The 13,631-nt window shown below is 33.5% G+C and carries 17 protein-coding genes; 3 read left to right on the top strand and 14 right to left on the bottom strand.

All coding sequences use genetic code 11. The annotated features are described in order from the left end of the window. The first annotated feature begins 136 nt into the window (after positions 1–136). Positions 137–283: a small, acid-soluble spore protein, alpha/beta type gene (locus tag ACWJJ7_RS12330; protein WP_165411774.1), complete on the top strand. Its 147-nt coding sequence runs from the start codon at positions 137–139 to the stop codon at positions 281–283. A gap of 125 nt (positions 284–408) precedes the next feature. Here ACWJJ7_RS12330 and ACWJJ7_RS12325 read toward each other — a convergent pair whose 3' ends face one another. The 14 genes from ACWJJ7_RS12325 to ACWJJ7_RS12260 all read right to left on the bottom strand — a co-directional run bounded on the left by ACWJJ7_RS12325 (position 409) and on the right by ACWJJ7_RS12260 (position 12,916). Next, positions 409–1,290, bottom strand: coding sequence for a DegV family protein (locus ACWJJ7_RS12325; protein WP_462962364.1), 882 nt, complete (start codon positions 1,288–1,290; stop codon positions 409–411). A 129-nt stretch (positions 1,291–1,419) separates the two neighbouring features. After that, on the bottom strand, positions 1,420–2,370 hold the full coding sequence (locus ACWJJ7_RS12320; RefSeq protein ID WP_462962363.1) for an acetyl-CoA carboxylase carboxyltransferase subunit alpha: 951 nt from the start codon (positions 2,368–2,370) through the stop codon (positions 1,420–1,422). A 43-nt stretch (positions 2,371–2,413) separates the two neighbouring features. After that, a complete protein-coding gene (gene accD, locus ACWJJ7_RS12315) occupies positions 2,414–3,274 on the bottom strand; it encodes an acetyl-CoA carboxylase, carboxyltransferase subunit beta (protein ID WP_462962362.1) in 861 nt (286 codons plus the stop codon). Between the two features lie 110 nt (positions 3,275–3,384). Continuing rightward, positions 3,385–4,728: an acetyl-CoA carboxylase biotin carboxylase subunit gene (locus ACWJJ7_RS12310; protein WP_462962361.1), complete on the bottom strand. Its 1,344-nt coding sequence runs from the start codon at positions 4,726–4,728 to the stop codon at positions 3,385–3,387. A gap of 51 nt (positions 4,729–4,779) precedes the next feature. Beyond that, positions 4,780–5,226, bottom strand: a complete 447-nt coding sequence (fabZ, locus tag ACWJJ7_RS12305) for a 3-hydroxyacyl-ACP dehydratase FabZ (protein ID WP_462962360.1) — start codon at positions 5,224–5,226, stop codon at positions 4,780–4,782. Between the two features lie 67 nt (positions 5,227–5,293). After that, a complete protein-coding gene (accB, locus tag ACWJJ7_RS12300; protein WP_462962359.1) occupies positions 5,294–5,788 on the bottom strand; it encodes an acetyl-CoA carboxylase biotin carboxyl carrier protein in 495 nt (164 codons plus the stop codon). Between the two features lie 2 nt (positions 5,789–5,790). Further along, positions 5,791–7,032 (bottom strand): beta-ketoacyl-ACP synthase II, encoded by a 1,242-nt coding sequence (gene fabF / locus ACWJJ7_RS12295; RefSeq protein WP_462962358.1) that lies wholly within the window; start codon positions 7,030–7,032, stop codon positions 5,791–5,793. Positions 7,033–7,085: 53 nt separating this feature from the next. After that, positions 7,086–7,826, bottom strand: a complete 741-nt coding sequence (fabG, locus tag ACWJJ7_RS12290) for a 3-oxoacyl-[acyl-carrier-protein] reductase (RefSeq protein ID WP_462964987.1) — start codon at positions 7,824–7,826, stop codon at positions 7,086–7,088. Between the two features lie 70 nt (positions 7,827–7,896). After that, positions 7,897–8,829, bottom strand: coding sequence for an ACP S-malonyltransferase (gene fabD / locus ACWJJ7_RS12285; RefSeq protein ID WP_462962357.1), 933 nt, complete (start codon positions 8,827–8,829; stop codon positions 7,897–7,899). A gap of 29 nt (positions 8,830–8,858) precedes the next feature. Beyond that, on the bottom strand, positions 8,859–9,791 hold the full coding sequence (gene fabK, locus ACWJJ7_RS12280) for an enoyl-[acyl-carrier-protein] reductase FabK (RefSeq protein ID WP_462962356.1): 933 nt from the start codon (positions 9,789–9,791) through the stop codon (positions 8,859–8,861). 173 nt (positions 9,792–9,964) lie between these two features. After that, the gene (acpP, locus tag ACWJJ7_RS12275) at positions 9,965–10,198 is read right to left on the bottom strand and encodes an acyl carrier protein (protein ID WP_462962355.1); all 234 of its coding nucleotides are present in this window, start codon (positions 10,196–10,198) and stop codon (positions 9,965–9,967) included. Between the two features lie 20 nt (positions 10,199–10,218). Continuing rightward, the gene (locus ACWJJ7_RS12270; protein ID WP_462962354.1) at positions 10,219–11,202 is read right to left on the bottom strand and encodes a beta-ketoacyl-ACP synthase III; all 984 of its coding nucleotides are present in this window, start codon (positions 11,200–11,202) and stop codon (positions 10,219–10,221) included. A gap of 55 nt (positions 11,203–11,257) precedes the next feature. Next, positions 11,258–11,710 (bottom strand): MarR family winged helix-turn-helix transcriptional regulator, encoded by a 453-nt coding sequence (locus tag ACWJJ7_RS12265; RefSeq protein ID WP_462962353.1) that lies wholly within the window; start codon positions 11,708–11,710, stop codon positions 11,258–11,260. 132 nt (positions 11,711–11,842) lie between these two features. After that, positions 11,843–12,916 (bottom strand): NAD(P)H-dependent flavin oxidoreductase, encoded by a 1,074-nt coding sequence (locus ACWJJ7_RS12260; protein WP_462962352.1) that lies wholly within the window; start codon positions 12,914–12,916, stop codon positions 11,843–11,845. Between the two features lie 250 nt (positions 12,917–13,166). On the opposite strand from ACWJJ7_RS12260, the gene ACWJJ7_RS12255 reads away from it, so the two are divergent. Further along, positions 13,167–13,283: a hypothetical protein gene (locus tag ACWJJ7_RS12255; RefSeq protein WP_462962351.1), complete on the top strand. Its 117-nt coding sequence runs from the start codon at positions 13,167–13,169 to the stop codon at positions 13,281–13,283. Between the two features lie 25 nt (positions 13,284–13,308). Next, entirely contained in the window at positions 13,309–13,572 is a 264-nt protein-coding gene (locus tag ACWJJ7_RS12250; protein WP_462962350.1) for a zinc ribbon domain-containing protein, read from the top strand. Positions 13,573–13,631 lie beyond the last annotated feature (59 nt).

Genomic DNA, 13,631 nt, shown 5'->3' with positions numbered 1-13,631 from the left:
AATTTTCTTAATAATACTAATTATATCACATACATTTCATGAACTTGGTTATATTAATATTGAAATATTTATTATAAAGGAGCAAAGCAATTAATAATTGTTTTGTACTCTTAAGTAATATAAGGAGGAGCTTACGATGTCACATAAAAACAACAAAAATAGTAAAGATAATAAAAAGGCTAATCCAAAAACAAAAAAAGAATTAGATAAAATGAGAATGGAAACTGCCAATGAAATAGGCGTTTCTAAAGAATCTAAAAAATTAGGAAATGAAACAGAATAGTTTTTACCCATATTAGTAAAAGAAAGATATCTTATGATATCTTTCTTTTACTTTATAAAGTAATTTTTTAATTTATGATATTATATAATAATTGCGATTTCATTTCCCATAATATATCTTACTCCTTATCTTTCGTCAGCTATAAAATATAATCCTAATATTTCTGGTCCTGTATGGGACCCTATTGCTGTACCTACATAATTTAAAATGACGTCTTTAACATTTCCATGCTCTCTAACCAACGCCTCTAAAGCTAATGCATCTTCAATACAATCTCCATGACTTATAGCAATAACTTGTTCTTTATTTGGATCTGTTCTTTCCTTGAATTTTTGGGCTAAAGTATTTATTGCCTTTTTTCTACCTCTACACTTAGAAAAAGGAGTAAGTCGTCCTTCATTGTCCACAAACAAAACTGGTTTTATATTTAACAAGGTACCAACGGTTGCAGCAGAACTTGATATTCTTCCACCTCTTTTTAAGTGGTTTAAATCATTAACTGTAAACCAGTGATTAATTTTAAGTTTATTTTCCTCAATCCATGTCACTATTTCCTTTTTAGAACTTCCTTTTTTTAACATTTCATAAGCATAATGCACTAACAGCCCTTGTCCAAGACTTGCGCATTTACTATCAACTATACTTATATCCGCCTCTGGGAACTCTTCAAGTACAGCTTCTATTGCTATATTTGCACTATTTATAGTTCCTGTTAATGCAGAAGACAACGCAATATATATTATAGATTTTTCTTCCTTCACATACTTTCTAAAAACCTCTACATACTTTTGACTATTTATTTGTGATGTAGTAGGCATCTCTCCCTGCCTTAATGCATTATAAAAATTCTTACGAATAATTTTTTTTCCGAAATCATCCTCTATTGCTTCGCCTTTAAAATTACATATTATACCTAATGGTACTATATTGTCTTGTCCAATATACTCTAAAGGTAAATCGCATCCTGAATCTATTACTAAAATTGTCCCACTATGTGTTTTACTCATAACTTAATTCCCCTTTGCCATTATCCTAAATATTATTCTCACCTTCTATTATGTATGATTTATACAAACACTTCAATACAAAAAAAAAGAAAAGTATATATACTTTTCTTAACCTCACTAAAATTAAAATTATTCCACTACCTTACCAATCTTCCTAAATTTATAATATCTCTTAGTAAGTAAGGATTCTATAGGTTCCCGCATTAATCTACCAATTGACTCCTCTAAATTACGTTTAATACTCGCTGCCATCTCATCTAAATTAGTGTGCGCCCCACCTAAAGGCTCTTTTATAATTCTATCTATTATTCCAAAATCAATTAAATCCTGGGCTGTTATTTTCATTGCAGTAGCCGCTTCTTTAGCAAGACTTGCATCTTTATATAATATGCTAGCAAAACCTTCTGGTGATAAAATAGAATAAATTGCATGTTCTAGCATCCAAACCTCATCTGCTACTGCCATAGCTAAAGCTCCACCACTTCCGCCTTCTCCTATAACTATTGAAATTACTGGTGTTTTTAAAGTTGACATCTCCATAAGATTTCTAGCAATTGCCTCGCCTTGGCCTCTTTCTTCTGCACCTATTCCACAATATGCTCCCGGAGTATCTACAAGACAAATAATAGGCCTTTTAAATTTTTCTGCCTGTTTCATGAGTCTTAAAACTTTTCTATATCCCTCTGGATTTGGCATACCAAAATTTCTCTTTATGTTTTCCTTGGTGTTATTTCCCTTTTGCTGAGCTATAACAGTTATAGGAATACCATTAAACTCTGCTATCCCACCTACAACAGCAGAATCATCTCCATAATACCTATCACCATGTAGCTCCATAAAGGAATCAAAAATTAGATTTATATAATCAAGAGCAGTAGGACGTTCCACAAGCCTCGCAATGCTTACTTTATCCCAAGCAGTTAAGTTTTTATAGGCTTCCTTTTGCATATTGTAGAGCTTAATTTCCATCTGTCTTATTTCTTTTTCTAAATCCATATTTTGATCTGCTGCTAAATTCTTTAGTTCATCTATTTTACTTTTAAGTTCATACATGTGCTTTTCAAAAGGTAAAGTTACCATAAAATTCCACTCCCTATGTGTTACTTTTGTCTTTCTCTTAATGCTATGAATGAATTTTTAATATTTGCGTTAAAGTATCCTTCATAGTTTTTCTATCCACAACTTTATCTATAAAACCCTTTTGGAGCAAAAATTCAGCCCTTTGAAAACCATCAGGTAATTGTTGCTTTAATGTTTGTTCAATAACTCTTTTACCTGCAAACCCTATTAATGCATTAGGTTCAGCAAGTATTATATCTCCGAGCATAGCAAAACTTGCTGTAACTCCACCTGTAGTTGGGTCTGTAAGAACAGCTATATAAAGACAACCTTTTTCATTATGCCTTGCAATAGCAGCACTAGTTTTAGCCATTTGCATTAGCGAAAATATGCCTTCCTGCATCCTAGCTCCCCCTGAGGCAGTAAATATAATAATAGGTTTTTTAGCTTCTGTTGCTCTTTCAATGACTCTTGTAATTTTCTCTCCAACAACGCAGCCCATGCTTCCCATCATAAAATTGCTATCCATAACCGCAATTAACGTATCCTGTCCATTTATCTTTCCTTCTCCAGTTATTACAGCTTCATTTAATAAATTTTTATCACGCAAACTTTGGAGTTTATCTTTATATCCCTCAAAATCTATAGGGTCATCTGAGATCATATTTTTATCGTATTCTATAAAAGTACCTTTATCTATAGTATAATTTATTCTTTCTCTAGACCCAATTCTGAAATGGGTTCTACAGTTATCACATGTCATTATGCTACTCTCTAAATCCTTATTATAAAGGATTTTGCCACATTTTTCGCATTTAACCCACATTCCTGAAGGTATATTAGGTTTTTTCTCACCATATTCATTTTCTAAATTTTTAACCTCAATATATTTACTCTTTTTAAATATACGTTCAAACTCAAACATATAGCTACCCCTTCCTAAAAACATACCTACACCATAATTTATAGCATCCCAAATAGATACCACACTCATAGTATAAAACTTTTATGTAATAAATTCCAGTATGCGTTTAGCTACTTGTTAAATTCTTTACTAATAAAACTAGTATCAAATTTTCCTTTTATAAAATTAACATTATTTATTATTTTAAATTGAAAATCTATATTAGTATCCACACCTTCTATTATAAACTCTCCTAATGCCCTTCTCATTTTACGTATTGCTTCATCTCTATCTTTTCCGTGTACAATGAGTTTTCCTATCATGGAGTCATATGTGGGTGGGATTTTGTATCCTTGATATGCCGCACTATCAATCCTTACTCCATATCCTCCAGGAATATGTAGTGATTTTATTTCACCTGGACAAGGTATAAAATTTTTAGAAGGATTTTCTGCATTTATTCTACATTCAATAGCATGACCCTCAATTTTTATATCCTCCTGTTTATAAGGAAGAACTTGCCCTGCAGCAATTCTTATCTGAGCTTTAACTAAGTCTACTCTAGTAATCATTTCTGTTATTGGATGCTCCACCTGTATACGTGTATTCATCTCCATAAAGTAATATTTTTCATATTTATCTAATAAAAACTCTATAGTTCCAGCATTTTTATAATTAATAGACTTAGCCGCTTTAACTGCAGCCTCACCCATCTGTTTTCTAAGTTCTCCTGTCATTACAGCTCCTGGTGCCTCTTCTATTACCTTCTGATTACGCCTTTGAATAGAACAGTCTCTCTCGCCAAGATGAACAACATTTCCATGCTCATCTGCAAGTATTTGAAACTCTATATGTCTTGGCTCTTCTATGAATTTTTCCATATACATCGTATCATCACCGAAAGCAGTTTTCGCCTCAGCTTTTGCAGTGTTGTACGCAGGTATAAGATCTTCTACTTTACTAACAACTCTAATTCCTCGTCCCCCGCCTCCTGCTGAAGCCTTTATCATTACAGGGTATCCTATTTTTTCAGCTTCCACTAAAGCATCTGTTTCAGAGTCAATCGCTCCGCCTGAACCAGGGACTACTGGTACCCCAGCATTTATCATAATTTCTCTTGCCTTTAATTTATTTCCCATATTATCAATGTTTTGTGAATTTGGACCTATATATTTTATATTACACTCCTCACACATCTGTGCAAACTTACTATTTTCAGATAAGAACCCATAACCAGGATGAATTGCCTCTGCGCCCGTAAGCACTGTGGCACTTAAAATGTTTTGCATATTTAAATAACTATCCTTAGATTTAGCAGGTCCAATGCATACAGCCTCATCTGCCATTTGAGTATGAAGAGCATCTTTATCTACCTCAGAATATACTGCAACAGTTTGAATACCCATTTCATTACATGCCCTGATTATTCTTACCGCTATCTCGCCTCTATTAGCAATTAATATCTTTTTAAACATATTGTTTACCTTCCCCACACTTAAAATTATTAACTAAAGTGTTTTTAATGTTTATTTTCCTACCACAAATGTAAGTTCAGCTTGTGCCACTTTAACTCCATTTACTGTAGCTATACCTAGACCTATCCCAACAGGTCCCTTCATTTTGATTATTTCTACCTCAAGCTTTAACACATCTCCCGGAACAACTTTCTTTCTAAATTTAGCTTTATTAATACCACCAAAGTAAGCTATTTTACCTTTATAGCTCTCCATACTTAAAAGTGCCACCGCTCCAACCTGCGCTAAAGCCTCAATAATTATTACTCCTGGAAGTATAGGTTCTTCTGGGAAATGGCCCTGAAAGAAATACTCATTCATAGTAACATTCTTATACCCAACAGCTCTTTTGCCTGGTTCTAGTTCCTCTACTTTATCCACAAATAAAAATGGATATCTATGAGGAATAATTTCTTGTATTTGTTTTATATCTAAAGCAGTACCTTTTATATCTTCCATTAATGATTCCACCTTTCACTCAATTACACCAGTAGACATATGATAGTTTTAAGCTATCTTTTCGCCACTAATTTTCAATTATTTTGAACAATGGCTGTCCGTACTCTACCATCTCTTCATTTGAAACTAATACTTCTACAACTTCTCCATCTACTTCGCTTTCAATTTCATTCATAAGCTTCATAGCTTCTAAAATACAAAGTGTGTCTCCAACTTTAACCTTAGTACCAACTTTTACAAAATTCTTTGATTCAGCACTTGGAGAAGAATACATAGTTCCAACGATAGGTGATTTAACTACAAATAGATTTTCCTTGGGTATTGTCTTTTCTGCATTTTCTAGTTTTTCTAAATATACTTCTTTAGAAGCTATCTCTTGCCTAGTAAGGCTTTCCTTAGCAACTCGTTCTACAGGTGTATCATTTATTGGTATTCTTTCTACTACCACTTGCTGCTCTTTTTTCTCCATCTTTATTCTGATACCTTCTGTCTCAATTTCAAAAGAAGTAAGAAGCGATTCACTAACCGTTTTTATTAACTCTTGAATATTTTTATAATCCATAATTATCTACCATCCCATTTTTTTAATATAATAGTAGCATTATGACCACCAAAGCCTAATGAATTTGACATTGCATATTTAATTTTCTGTTTTCTTCCTACGTTTGGAACGTAATCTAAATCACAATCTTCATCTGGCACTTTATATCCTATAGTTGCTGGCACAAAACCTTCTTCTAATGCTTTTGCACATACTATAGCTTCTATAGCCCCTGATGCCCCTAAAAGATGACCTGTCATGGACTTTGTTGAACTTACAGGTATTTTATATGCGTATTCTCCAAAAGCAGATTTTATAGCTATAGTTTCAAACTTATCATTATATGGAGTACTTGTTCCATGTGCATTAATGTAAGATACTTCTGATGGCTTAATATCTGCATCTTTAAGCGCCATTACCATCGACCTTGCTGCTCCTTCTCCATCTGGAGATGGCGAAGTTATATGATAGGCATCACAAGTTGATCCATAACCCTTAACCTCTGAATATATTTTTGCATTTCTTTTTTCTGCATGCTCTAAAGATTCAAGTATAACTATACCTGCACCATCTCCCATAATAAACCCATCCCTCTCTTTATCAAAAGGAATTGATGCTCTTAGAGGATCTTCACTTTTGCTTAAAGCTGTTAGTTGTGCAAACCCTGCTAAAGCTAGTGGACTAATTGAAGCCTCTGCACCTCCAGCTATTATTATGTCCGCTCTTCCATCTTGAATCATGTGAAAAGCATCTCCTATTGCATTAGTTCCTGTAGCACAAGCCGTAACAACGCTCGAGCACATACCTTTAGTACCATACTTTATTGCAATATTACCGGCTGCCATATTACCTATTATCATAGGTATTAAGTAAGGCGTAACTCTGCTTGGTCCCTTTTCCATAAGCTTTGCATGTTCTTTCTCAATAGTACCGATTCCACCTATTCCTGAACCAACTATTACTGCTAATCTTTCACTATCTATAGCTTTTAAATCTAGTCCTGAATTTTTAACTGCTTCATCTGCTGCAACCATTGCATACTGACAATATTTATCCATTTTTCTAGCTTCTCTTTTGTCAAGTGCAACAGTTTCATCAAAATTCTTAACCTCTGCGGCCAGTTTACATTTAAAACCCGAAATATCAAAAGATTTAATTACATCTATGCCGCAAGTACCCTCTTTTATATTATACCAAAAGCTATTTACATCATTTCCTATAGGAGTAACTGCTCCCATACCTGTTATAACAACTCTATTCTTCATAAAGTAAACCCTCCTTTAATCATCATATTTATATGCTAAATCACGTAAAGGTGCTACATTACCATTCCGCCATCTACATTTATAACTTGACCCGTTATGTATGAAGCTTCCTCTGAAGCTAAAAATGCTACTACATTTGCCACATCTTCTGGCGTTCCAAGTCTCCTTAGTGGGATAGTGCTCATTATAGTATCCTTTACCTTTTCAGGCAAAGCATCAGTCATATCTGTTTGAACATATCCTGGTGCTATTGCATTACAAGTAACTCCACGGCCCCCAAATTCTCTAGCCACAGCCTTAGTCATGCCTATTATACCTGCCTTTGCAGAGGAATAATTTACTTGGCCTGCATTTCCTGTAAGCCCAGACACTGAAGATATATTTATTACTCTACCACTTCTCTGTTTAAGCATTATGGCTGATACATGTTTTGTGCAATTAAAAGCACCCTTCAGGTTAATATCTATAACGCTATCAAAATCAGCTTCCTTCATTCTCATTAAAAGACCATCTTTTGTTATACCCGCATTATTAACTAGAATATCTAAGCTTCCAAACTCTTCAACACTTTTTTTCATCATATTTTCCACATCACTATAATTACTAATATCACATTGAATTGCTAACACCTTAACTCCTAAATCTTCTATTTCTTTAACTACTTCGCGCACTGCGTCTTCACTATTTCTATAGTTAACAACTACATTTGCTCCAAGCTTTGCTAGCTTTACGGCTATTGCTCTTCCAATACCTCGACTAGCTCCTGTAACTACTGCTATTTTCCCTTTTAACATAAATTCATGCTCCTTTACATCTTTCATAGGATCCCGCTTCTTAATCAACTATGTTTATTAATCAATTCCATTATTTAAGCAATTCTATCGCTTTATTTAAAGATGCTAAGTCTTCTACATTCACTACTGTAAGTTTTCTATCTATTTTCTTGACAAATCCACACAGGACCTTACCTGGACCTATCTCTACGAAAGTATCAACACCGTCTTTTATCATATTTCTTATAATTGTTTCCCATAAAACAGAACTCATAACTTGAAGTTTTAAATTGCCTTTAATATCATCTTTGCTCTTTACATAATCACCATTCACGTTTGTCATTACTGGAATAGTAATATCTTTAAGGTCTATATTTTCAAGTTCAATTTCTAACTTCTCTGCTGCTGGTTTTAACATGGAGGTATGGAAGGGTGCGCTTACAGATAAAAGTATCGCTCGTTTTGCGCCTTTTTCCGTAGCTTTTTCGCAGGCAAGTTCTACCGCCGCTATTTCCCCGGCAATTACTATTTGTCCTGGACAGTTTAAATTAGCGATCTCTACTATCCCAGAGGTTCTAGCCTCGCTACAAGCTTCTTCAACTAAATTATCTGCAAGACCTAAAATAGCTGCCATAGTTCCTATTCCGACAGGCACTGCCTCCTGCATAAATCTTCCACGCTTTTTAACAAGCTTTATCGCATCTTTGAAATCCATAGCTCCACTACAAACCAGTGCTGAGTACTCTCCAAGACTAAGTCCTGCAGTTACATCACATTTTATGCCATGTTCTTTTAACGCCATAAGAGCTGCTATACTAGTAGTTAAAATAGCTGGTTGAGTATTCTCTGTGATATTTAGCTCATCTTCTGTACCCTCAAAACAAAGTTTGCTTAGCTCAAAATTAAGTTCTTCATCTGCTATATTAAATATATTTTTGCAAACCTCTATATTTTCAAATAATTCCTTGCCCATACCAATATATTGGGCTCCCTGTCCAGGAAAAATAAAAGCAATTTTACTCATATTTCCCTCCTTAAATAATAATATTCTTTTTATCTAAATTTTATAATAGCTTCTTCTGCCTCTGCAAACATTTCTTCTATAATTTCTTTGCAGCTTTGTTCTTTCTTTACAAGACCTGCGATTTGACCTGCCACAACAGAACCCATCTCAATATCGCCTTCTTTTACTGCTCTTTGTAGACATCCTCGTCCGAGTTCCTCTAGCTCCTCTACTGGAGCATTTTCCTTTTCAAGCTTTTGAAATTGTCTTGATAACTTATTTTTTAAAGCCCTAACAGGGTGCCCTGTAGGTCTTCCTGTAACTACAGAATCTATATCCTTTGCAGCCAATACCTTCTTTTTGTACTTTTCATGTATTGTACATTCATTCGCTACTAAAAATCTTGTTCCTACTTGAACTCCCTGGGCTCCAAGCATAAATGCTGCCGCAATACCACGACCATCACCTACGCCCCCTGCTGCAATCACTGGAATATTAACTCCATCAACAACTTGAGGAACCAGGGTCATAGTTGTAAGTTCACCGATATGTCCTCCAGATTCACAACCTTCTGCAATAACTGCATCTGCTCCCGCTCTCTCCATGCGTTTAGCCAGCGCCACTGACGGTACCACTGGTATCACTTTAATTCCGTGTGACTTCCAAAGTTCCATATATTTACCTGGGTTGCCTGCTCCTGTAGTAACAACTTTAATACCTTCTTCGCATACAAGATGTGCAATTTCTTCTACATTATCACTTAAAAGCATTATATTAACGCCAAATGGTTTATCTGTTAACTTCTTTGCTTTTCTAATTTCATCTCTTATATAATCAACTGGTGCATTAGCTGCTGCTATAATCCCTAATCCCCCTGCATTAGATACTGCGGACGCTAAGCTACTGTCTGCAACCCAAGCCATACCACCTTGTATTATTGGATATTTCACACCTAAATCTTCAAAAAATACGGAATTAAACATTTTACCCCTCCTTTATTCCTTAAAAGCATATAGTTAGAGTCAGATAATTATAGAAAAAAGCATATATTACGTGTACTAAATTTCATGTAATATATACTTTTTTTTCATACTGAATTAAACTAAATATAATACGCTTAGTAGTTCAGCTCTCTAATCATCTAACCCATTAATTACTATTGTTTAAGTTTTTCTTCTATATAGTTAACAATTCCCTTTACATCTTTAATGTTTTCTATATCTTCATTCGGTATTTCAATTTCAAAGGCTTCTTCGAGTGACATTACAATTTCAAATATTTCAAGAGAATCTATTCCTAAATCATCTGTGAAATTTGCCTCCATTTTAACCTCTGCTTCGTCTAACCCTAATTGTTCAACTATTACATTTTTAACTTTTTCAAATACCATTACTAATTCCTCCTAATATTTTATTTATTAATTGTCCATTCTATTAATGAAGCTCCGTAGGTTAATCCCCCACCAAAGCCTACAAGTATAATTTTATCTCCAGCTTTCAATAAATTCTTTTTATTCATTTCATCTATTGCTATGGCTATACTTGCTGCCGAAGTATTTCCATACTTATCTAAATTTACAAAAAATTTATCTTTGTCAGCCTTCAATCTTTTAACAACAAACTCTATTATTCTGTAGTTTGCTTGATGGCAAACTACATACTTAATATCATCAAGTGTATAATTATTTTCATCTAAAATTTTATCTATGCTACTTTCAATAGTTTTTACTGCAAACTTAAAAATCTCTTTGCCATCCATACTTATTGTAGTTTTAAAATTTTCATTTCCTTTTGTAAATGTGTTTTTTAGATCTACAGTGGGACAAGTTAAAAATTGACCCTTTTGACCTTCTGAAGCTGAATCCACAGAAATAATTCCTTTTTTACTACCTGCCTCAAGAACTGCTGCCCCTGCTCCATCTCCAAATAGTATGCAAGTTTTTCTATCTGTCCAATCAACGATTTTTGATAGAACCTCTGCACCTATTATTAAGGCTCGTTTACGTTCTCCTGTTTTAAGAAATTGCATTGCTATATTAAGGGCAAATATAAACCCTGTACATGCTGCTGATATGTCAAAGGCCATAGCATTAACTGCTCCAATATTTCCTTGAACTATGCATGCAGTGGCTGGAACAAATTGATCCGGTGATGTACTCGCAAGAATAATCAAATCTATATCGCAAGCTTTAACCTTCGCATCCTTTAATGCCTCGAAGGCTGCTTTTGTAGCTAAGTCTGAAGTATTTTCACCTTGTGATATATGTCTCTCTTTAATACCTGTCATAGAAGTTATCCATTCATCAGATGTATCTACAATTTCTGCTAATTGATGATTAGTCATTATGTTTAGAGGAGCATAACTTCCTGTACCAATTATTTGTACCTCTTTCATTGCTTAACTGCTCCTTTCATTAACCTTCTAATCTTTGTTTTTTCTAAAGATAGTATTAACTTTCTAGTTTGTATTTTTCTTTGAAGAAAGCATTTAATTTTTCAAGAGATTTTATTAGTATGTCTTCTTCTTCTGCGTTTAGACCATCTATAGTTGCGTGCACCATATGAGAATGAAATTTTTCATGTATTCTATAGGCGAGCTTTCCTTTTCTAGTAAGCGCAATCATTACTGATCTTCTGTCTTCTTCTCCTCTTTTTCTATCTACATACCCTTTTTTTAAAAGTTTGTTGATAGCCGTTGTAAGAGTACCAACAGTAATTTTAAGGTCTTGAGCTACCTCTGACATAGTTCTGTACTCATACATGCCTATTGCATCAATAGTGTGTATTTCCGTTATAGATATGTCTTTAAGTATCCCTTCTTTAAGTGCCCTCTGTTCTATCTGTAATATATCGCTAAATGTCTCTACTAACAATTCATTTACAACGCCAACAGATTTGCTCATATTTATCACCATTTCCCGTACTTTAATTTTCATATGCTTTGACAATCAAAGTATATCTATGGAATGATTATTTGTCAATGATTTTCCCATAAATATACAACAATTCATATTTCATTTATATTTTCCATAAAATTAAAAAAGTTCTTCTGCCTCTTTCACTAGTTCACTCATAAGTTCTTTAACCGATATAATTTTATCTACTTTATAAGCATTACTTCCCACAAAGATAAGTCCCCTATCTAAATTACCTTTTACTGCTTGTATTAACGCTTCCGTAATACAATAAGGAGTTTTTTGAGGATTACAGTCCTTTATACATAAATAACATTTATCTACTTTGCAACCATTTTCCTGGGTAAGCTTCATAAACTTATTGTTAATAGCTCTGCCTGGCATACCTACAGGACTTTTTACTATCTTTATATCTTCTTCTTTTGAATTAATATAAGCCATTTTAAAAGCTAAACTAGCATCACATTCCTGCGTAGCCACAAATCTAGTAGCCATTTGTACCCCTGCTGCTCCAAGTTTCATAATTTCTGCAATGTCTGCTCCAGTATAAATTCCACCAGCAGCTACTACAGGAATTTTTTTATTATACTTTTCTTCAAAAGGCTTGATTGCCTCAATAACTTCTTTAACTATATCCTTTAAGTCTTGGGTTTTCTTTTCTAGTAATGATTCCATAGAGAAACCAAGATGTCCACCAGCTTCAGAACCCTCAACAACAATTAAATCTGCGGCACAATTATTTTTTCTATCCCACATTTTTGATATAACTGTAACTGCCTTTGCTGATGATACTATTGGTGCAAGCTTTGTATTGAAACCTTCAGCTATTTTAGGTAAATTAAGTGCAAGTCCTGCACCAGATATTATTAAATCTATTCCTTCTTCTAGAGCAGTTCTTGTAAGCTCTTCATAGTTATTCATAGCTACCATAATATTTATCCCGATAATACCCTTGGGACTTAATTCTCTAGCTCTTCTGATTTCATTTCTTAATGCTCTTATGTTTGCTTCCTTTGCATTGGTTCCAAAATCTTTTTCATTATATCCAATTTGAGCAGTAGATATTATCCCAATCCCGCCTTCATTTGCAACAGCTGATGCTAGACCCGAAAGAGACACTCCCACTCCCATACCGCCTTGGATTATAGGAGTACTTGCTATTAATTCTCCAATTTTTAAAGGAGGTAACTTCATAATTATCCGCTCCCTTTACTTTGATTTCAAATTAGTTTGATAGTCAAAGTATATATTTTTTTATATTCTATGTCAAGACAAAAGTATCTTATAACTGTTTTGAATATTTTTTGATAATATACTTTTACATTCCAATATTTATTAGTATTTACTATCTTTTGAAAATTATTTATTAATTTAATATTTTGATTGCCATTAGTATCGATTGTATTATAATTAAATTGTTGTATTATAAATATAAAGTCAAAACATGCCTGAACTTAACTCAAAGTATGGTTATTTTGTAATTTTATTAATTATGGCTATTATTGCAATAGATATGTTTTTATGGTTTAAACGTAAATGCTGGTTTTATGTATATCAATAATAAGGTTAGAAAGGGAGTGTGAATTATGAAGAAAAAATATAGCACTTGTCAAAGTTGTGGAATGCCTTTGAATAAGGATCGAACAACTTCCGGAACTGAAACAGATGGAAAATTAAGCGAAATGTATTGCAGCCATTGTTTTAAAAATGGTGAATTTACTTTGCCTAATATCACCGTCAATGAAATGCAAGAAAAAGTAACTAATAAAATAATAGAAATGAAATTTCCTAAATTTGTGGCAAAATTTTTAACAAGAAATACTTATAAATTAAAAAGATGGAATAAATAAAATTAACATATAGATACAGTGGCTATAATTAGAATAATGTTGATAATAAAATAAAAATT

Source organism: Clostridium sp. CM042, from assembly GCF_055080995.1.
Note: the sequence above shows the minus strand (reverse complement) of the source record. Positions and strands in the feature narration are given on the sequence as shown.

Coding starts and splice junctions, on each gene's coding strand:
- fabD (WP_462962357.1), bottom strand. CDS start 8,829: ATGAGTAAAATTGCTTTTATTTTTCCTGGACAGGGAGCCCAATATATT.
- fabZ (WP_462962360.1), bottom strand. CDS start 5,226: ATGGAAGATATAAAAGGTACTGCTTTAGATATAAAACAAATACAAGAA.
- ACWJJ7_RS12250 (WP_462962350.1), top strand. CDS start 13,309: ATGAAGAAAAAATATAGCACTTGTCAAAGTTGTGGAATGCCTTTGAAT.
- fabK (WP_462962356.1), bottom strand. CDS start 9,791: ATGTTTAATTCCGTATTTTTTGAAGATTTAGGTGTGAAATATCCAATA.
- ACWJJ7_RS12260 (WP_462962352.1), bottom strand. CDS start 12,916: ATGAAGTTACCTCCTTTAAAAATTGGAGAATTAATAGCAAGTACTCCT.
- ACWJJ7_RS12320 (WP_462962363.1), bottom strand. CDS start 2,370: ATGGTAACTTTACCTTTTGAAAAGCACATGTATGAACTTAAAAGTAAA.
- accB (WP_462962359.1), bottom strand. CDS start 5,788: ATGGATTATAAAAATATTCAAGAGTTAATAAAAACGGTTAGTGAATCG.
- ACWJJ7_RS12255 (WP_462962351.1), top strand. CDS start 13,167: ATGCCTGAACTTAACTCAAAGTATGGTTATTTTGTAATTTTATTAATT.
- accD (WP_462962362.1), bottom strand. CDS start 3,274: ATGTTTGAGTTTGAACGTATATTTAAAAAGAGTAAATATATTGAGGTT.
- ACWJJ7_RS12325 (WP_462962364.1), bottom strand. CDS start 1,290: ATGAGTAAAACACATAGTGGGACAATTTTAGTAATAGATTCAGGATGC.
- acpP (WP_462962355.1), bottom strand. CDS start 10,198: ATGGTATTTGAAAAAGTTAAAAATGTAATAGTTGAACAATTAGGGTTA.
- ACWJJ7_RS12330 (WP_165411774.1), top strand. CDS start 137: ATGTCACATAAAAACAACAAAAATAGTAAAGATAATAAAAAGGCTAAT.
- fabG (WP_462964987.1), bottom strand. CDS start 7,826: ATGTTAAAAGGGAAAATAGCAGTAGTTACAGGAGCTAGTCGAGGTATT.
- ACWJJ7_RS12265 (WP_462962353.1), bottom strand. CDS start 11,710: ATGAGCAAATCTGTTGGCGTTGTAAATGAATTGTTAGTAGAGACATTT.
- fabF (WP_462962358.1), bottom strand. CDS start 7,032: ATGAAGAATAGAGTTGTTATAACAGGTATGGGAGCAGTTACTCCTATA.
- ACWJJ7_RS12270 (WP_462962354.1), bottom strand. CDS start 11,202: ATGAAAGAGGTACAAATAATTGGTACAGGAAGTTATGCTCCTCTAAAC.
- ACWJJ7_RS12310 (WP_462962361.1), bottom strand. CDS start 4,728: ATGTTTAAAAAGATATTAATTGCTAATAGAGGCGAGATAGCGGTAAGA.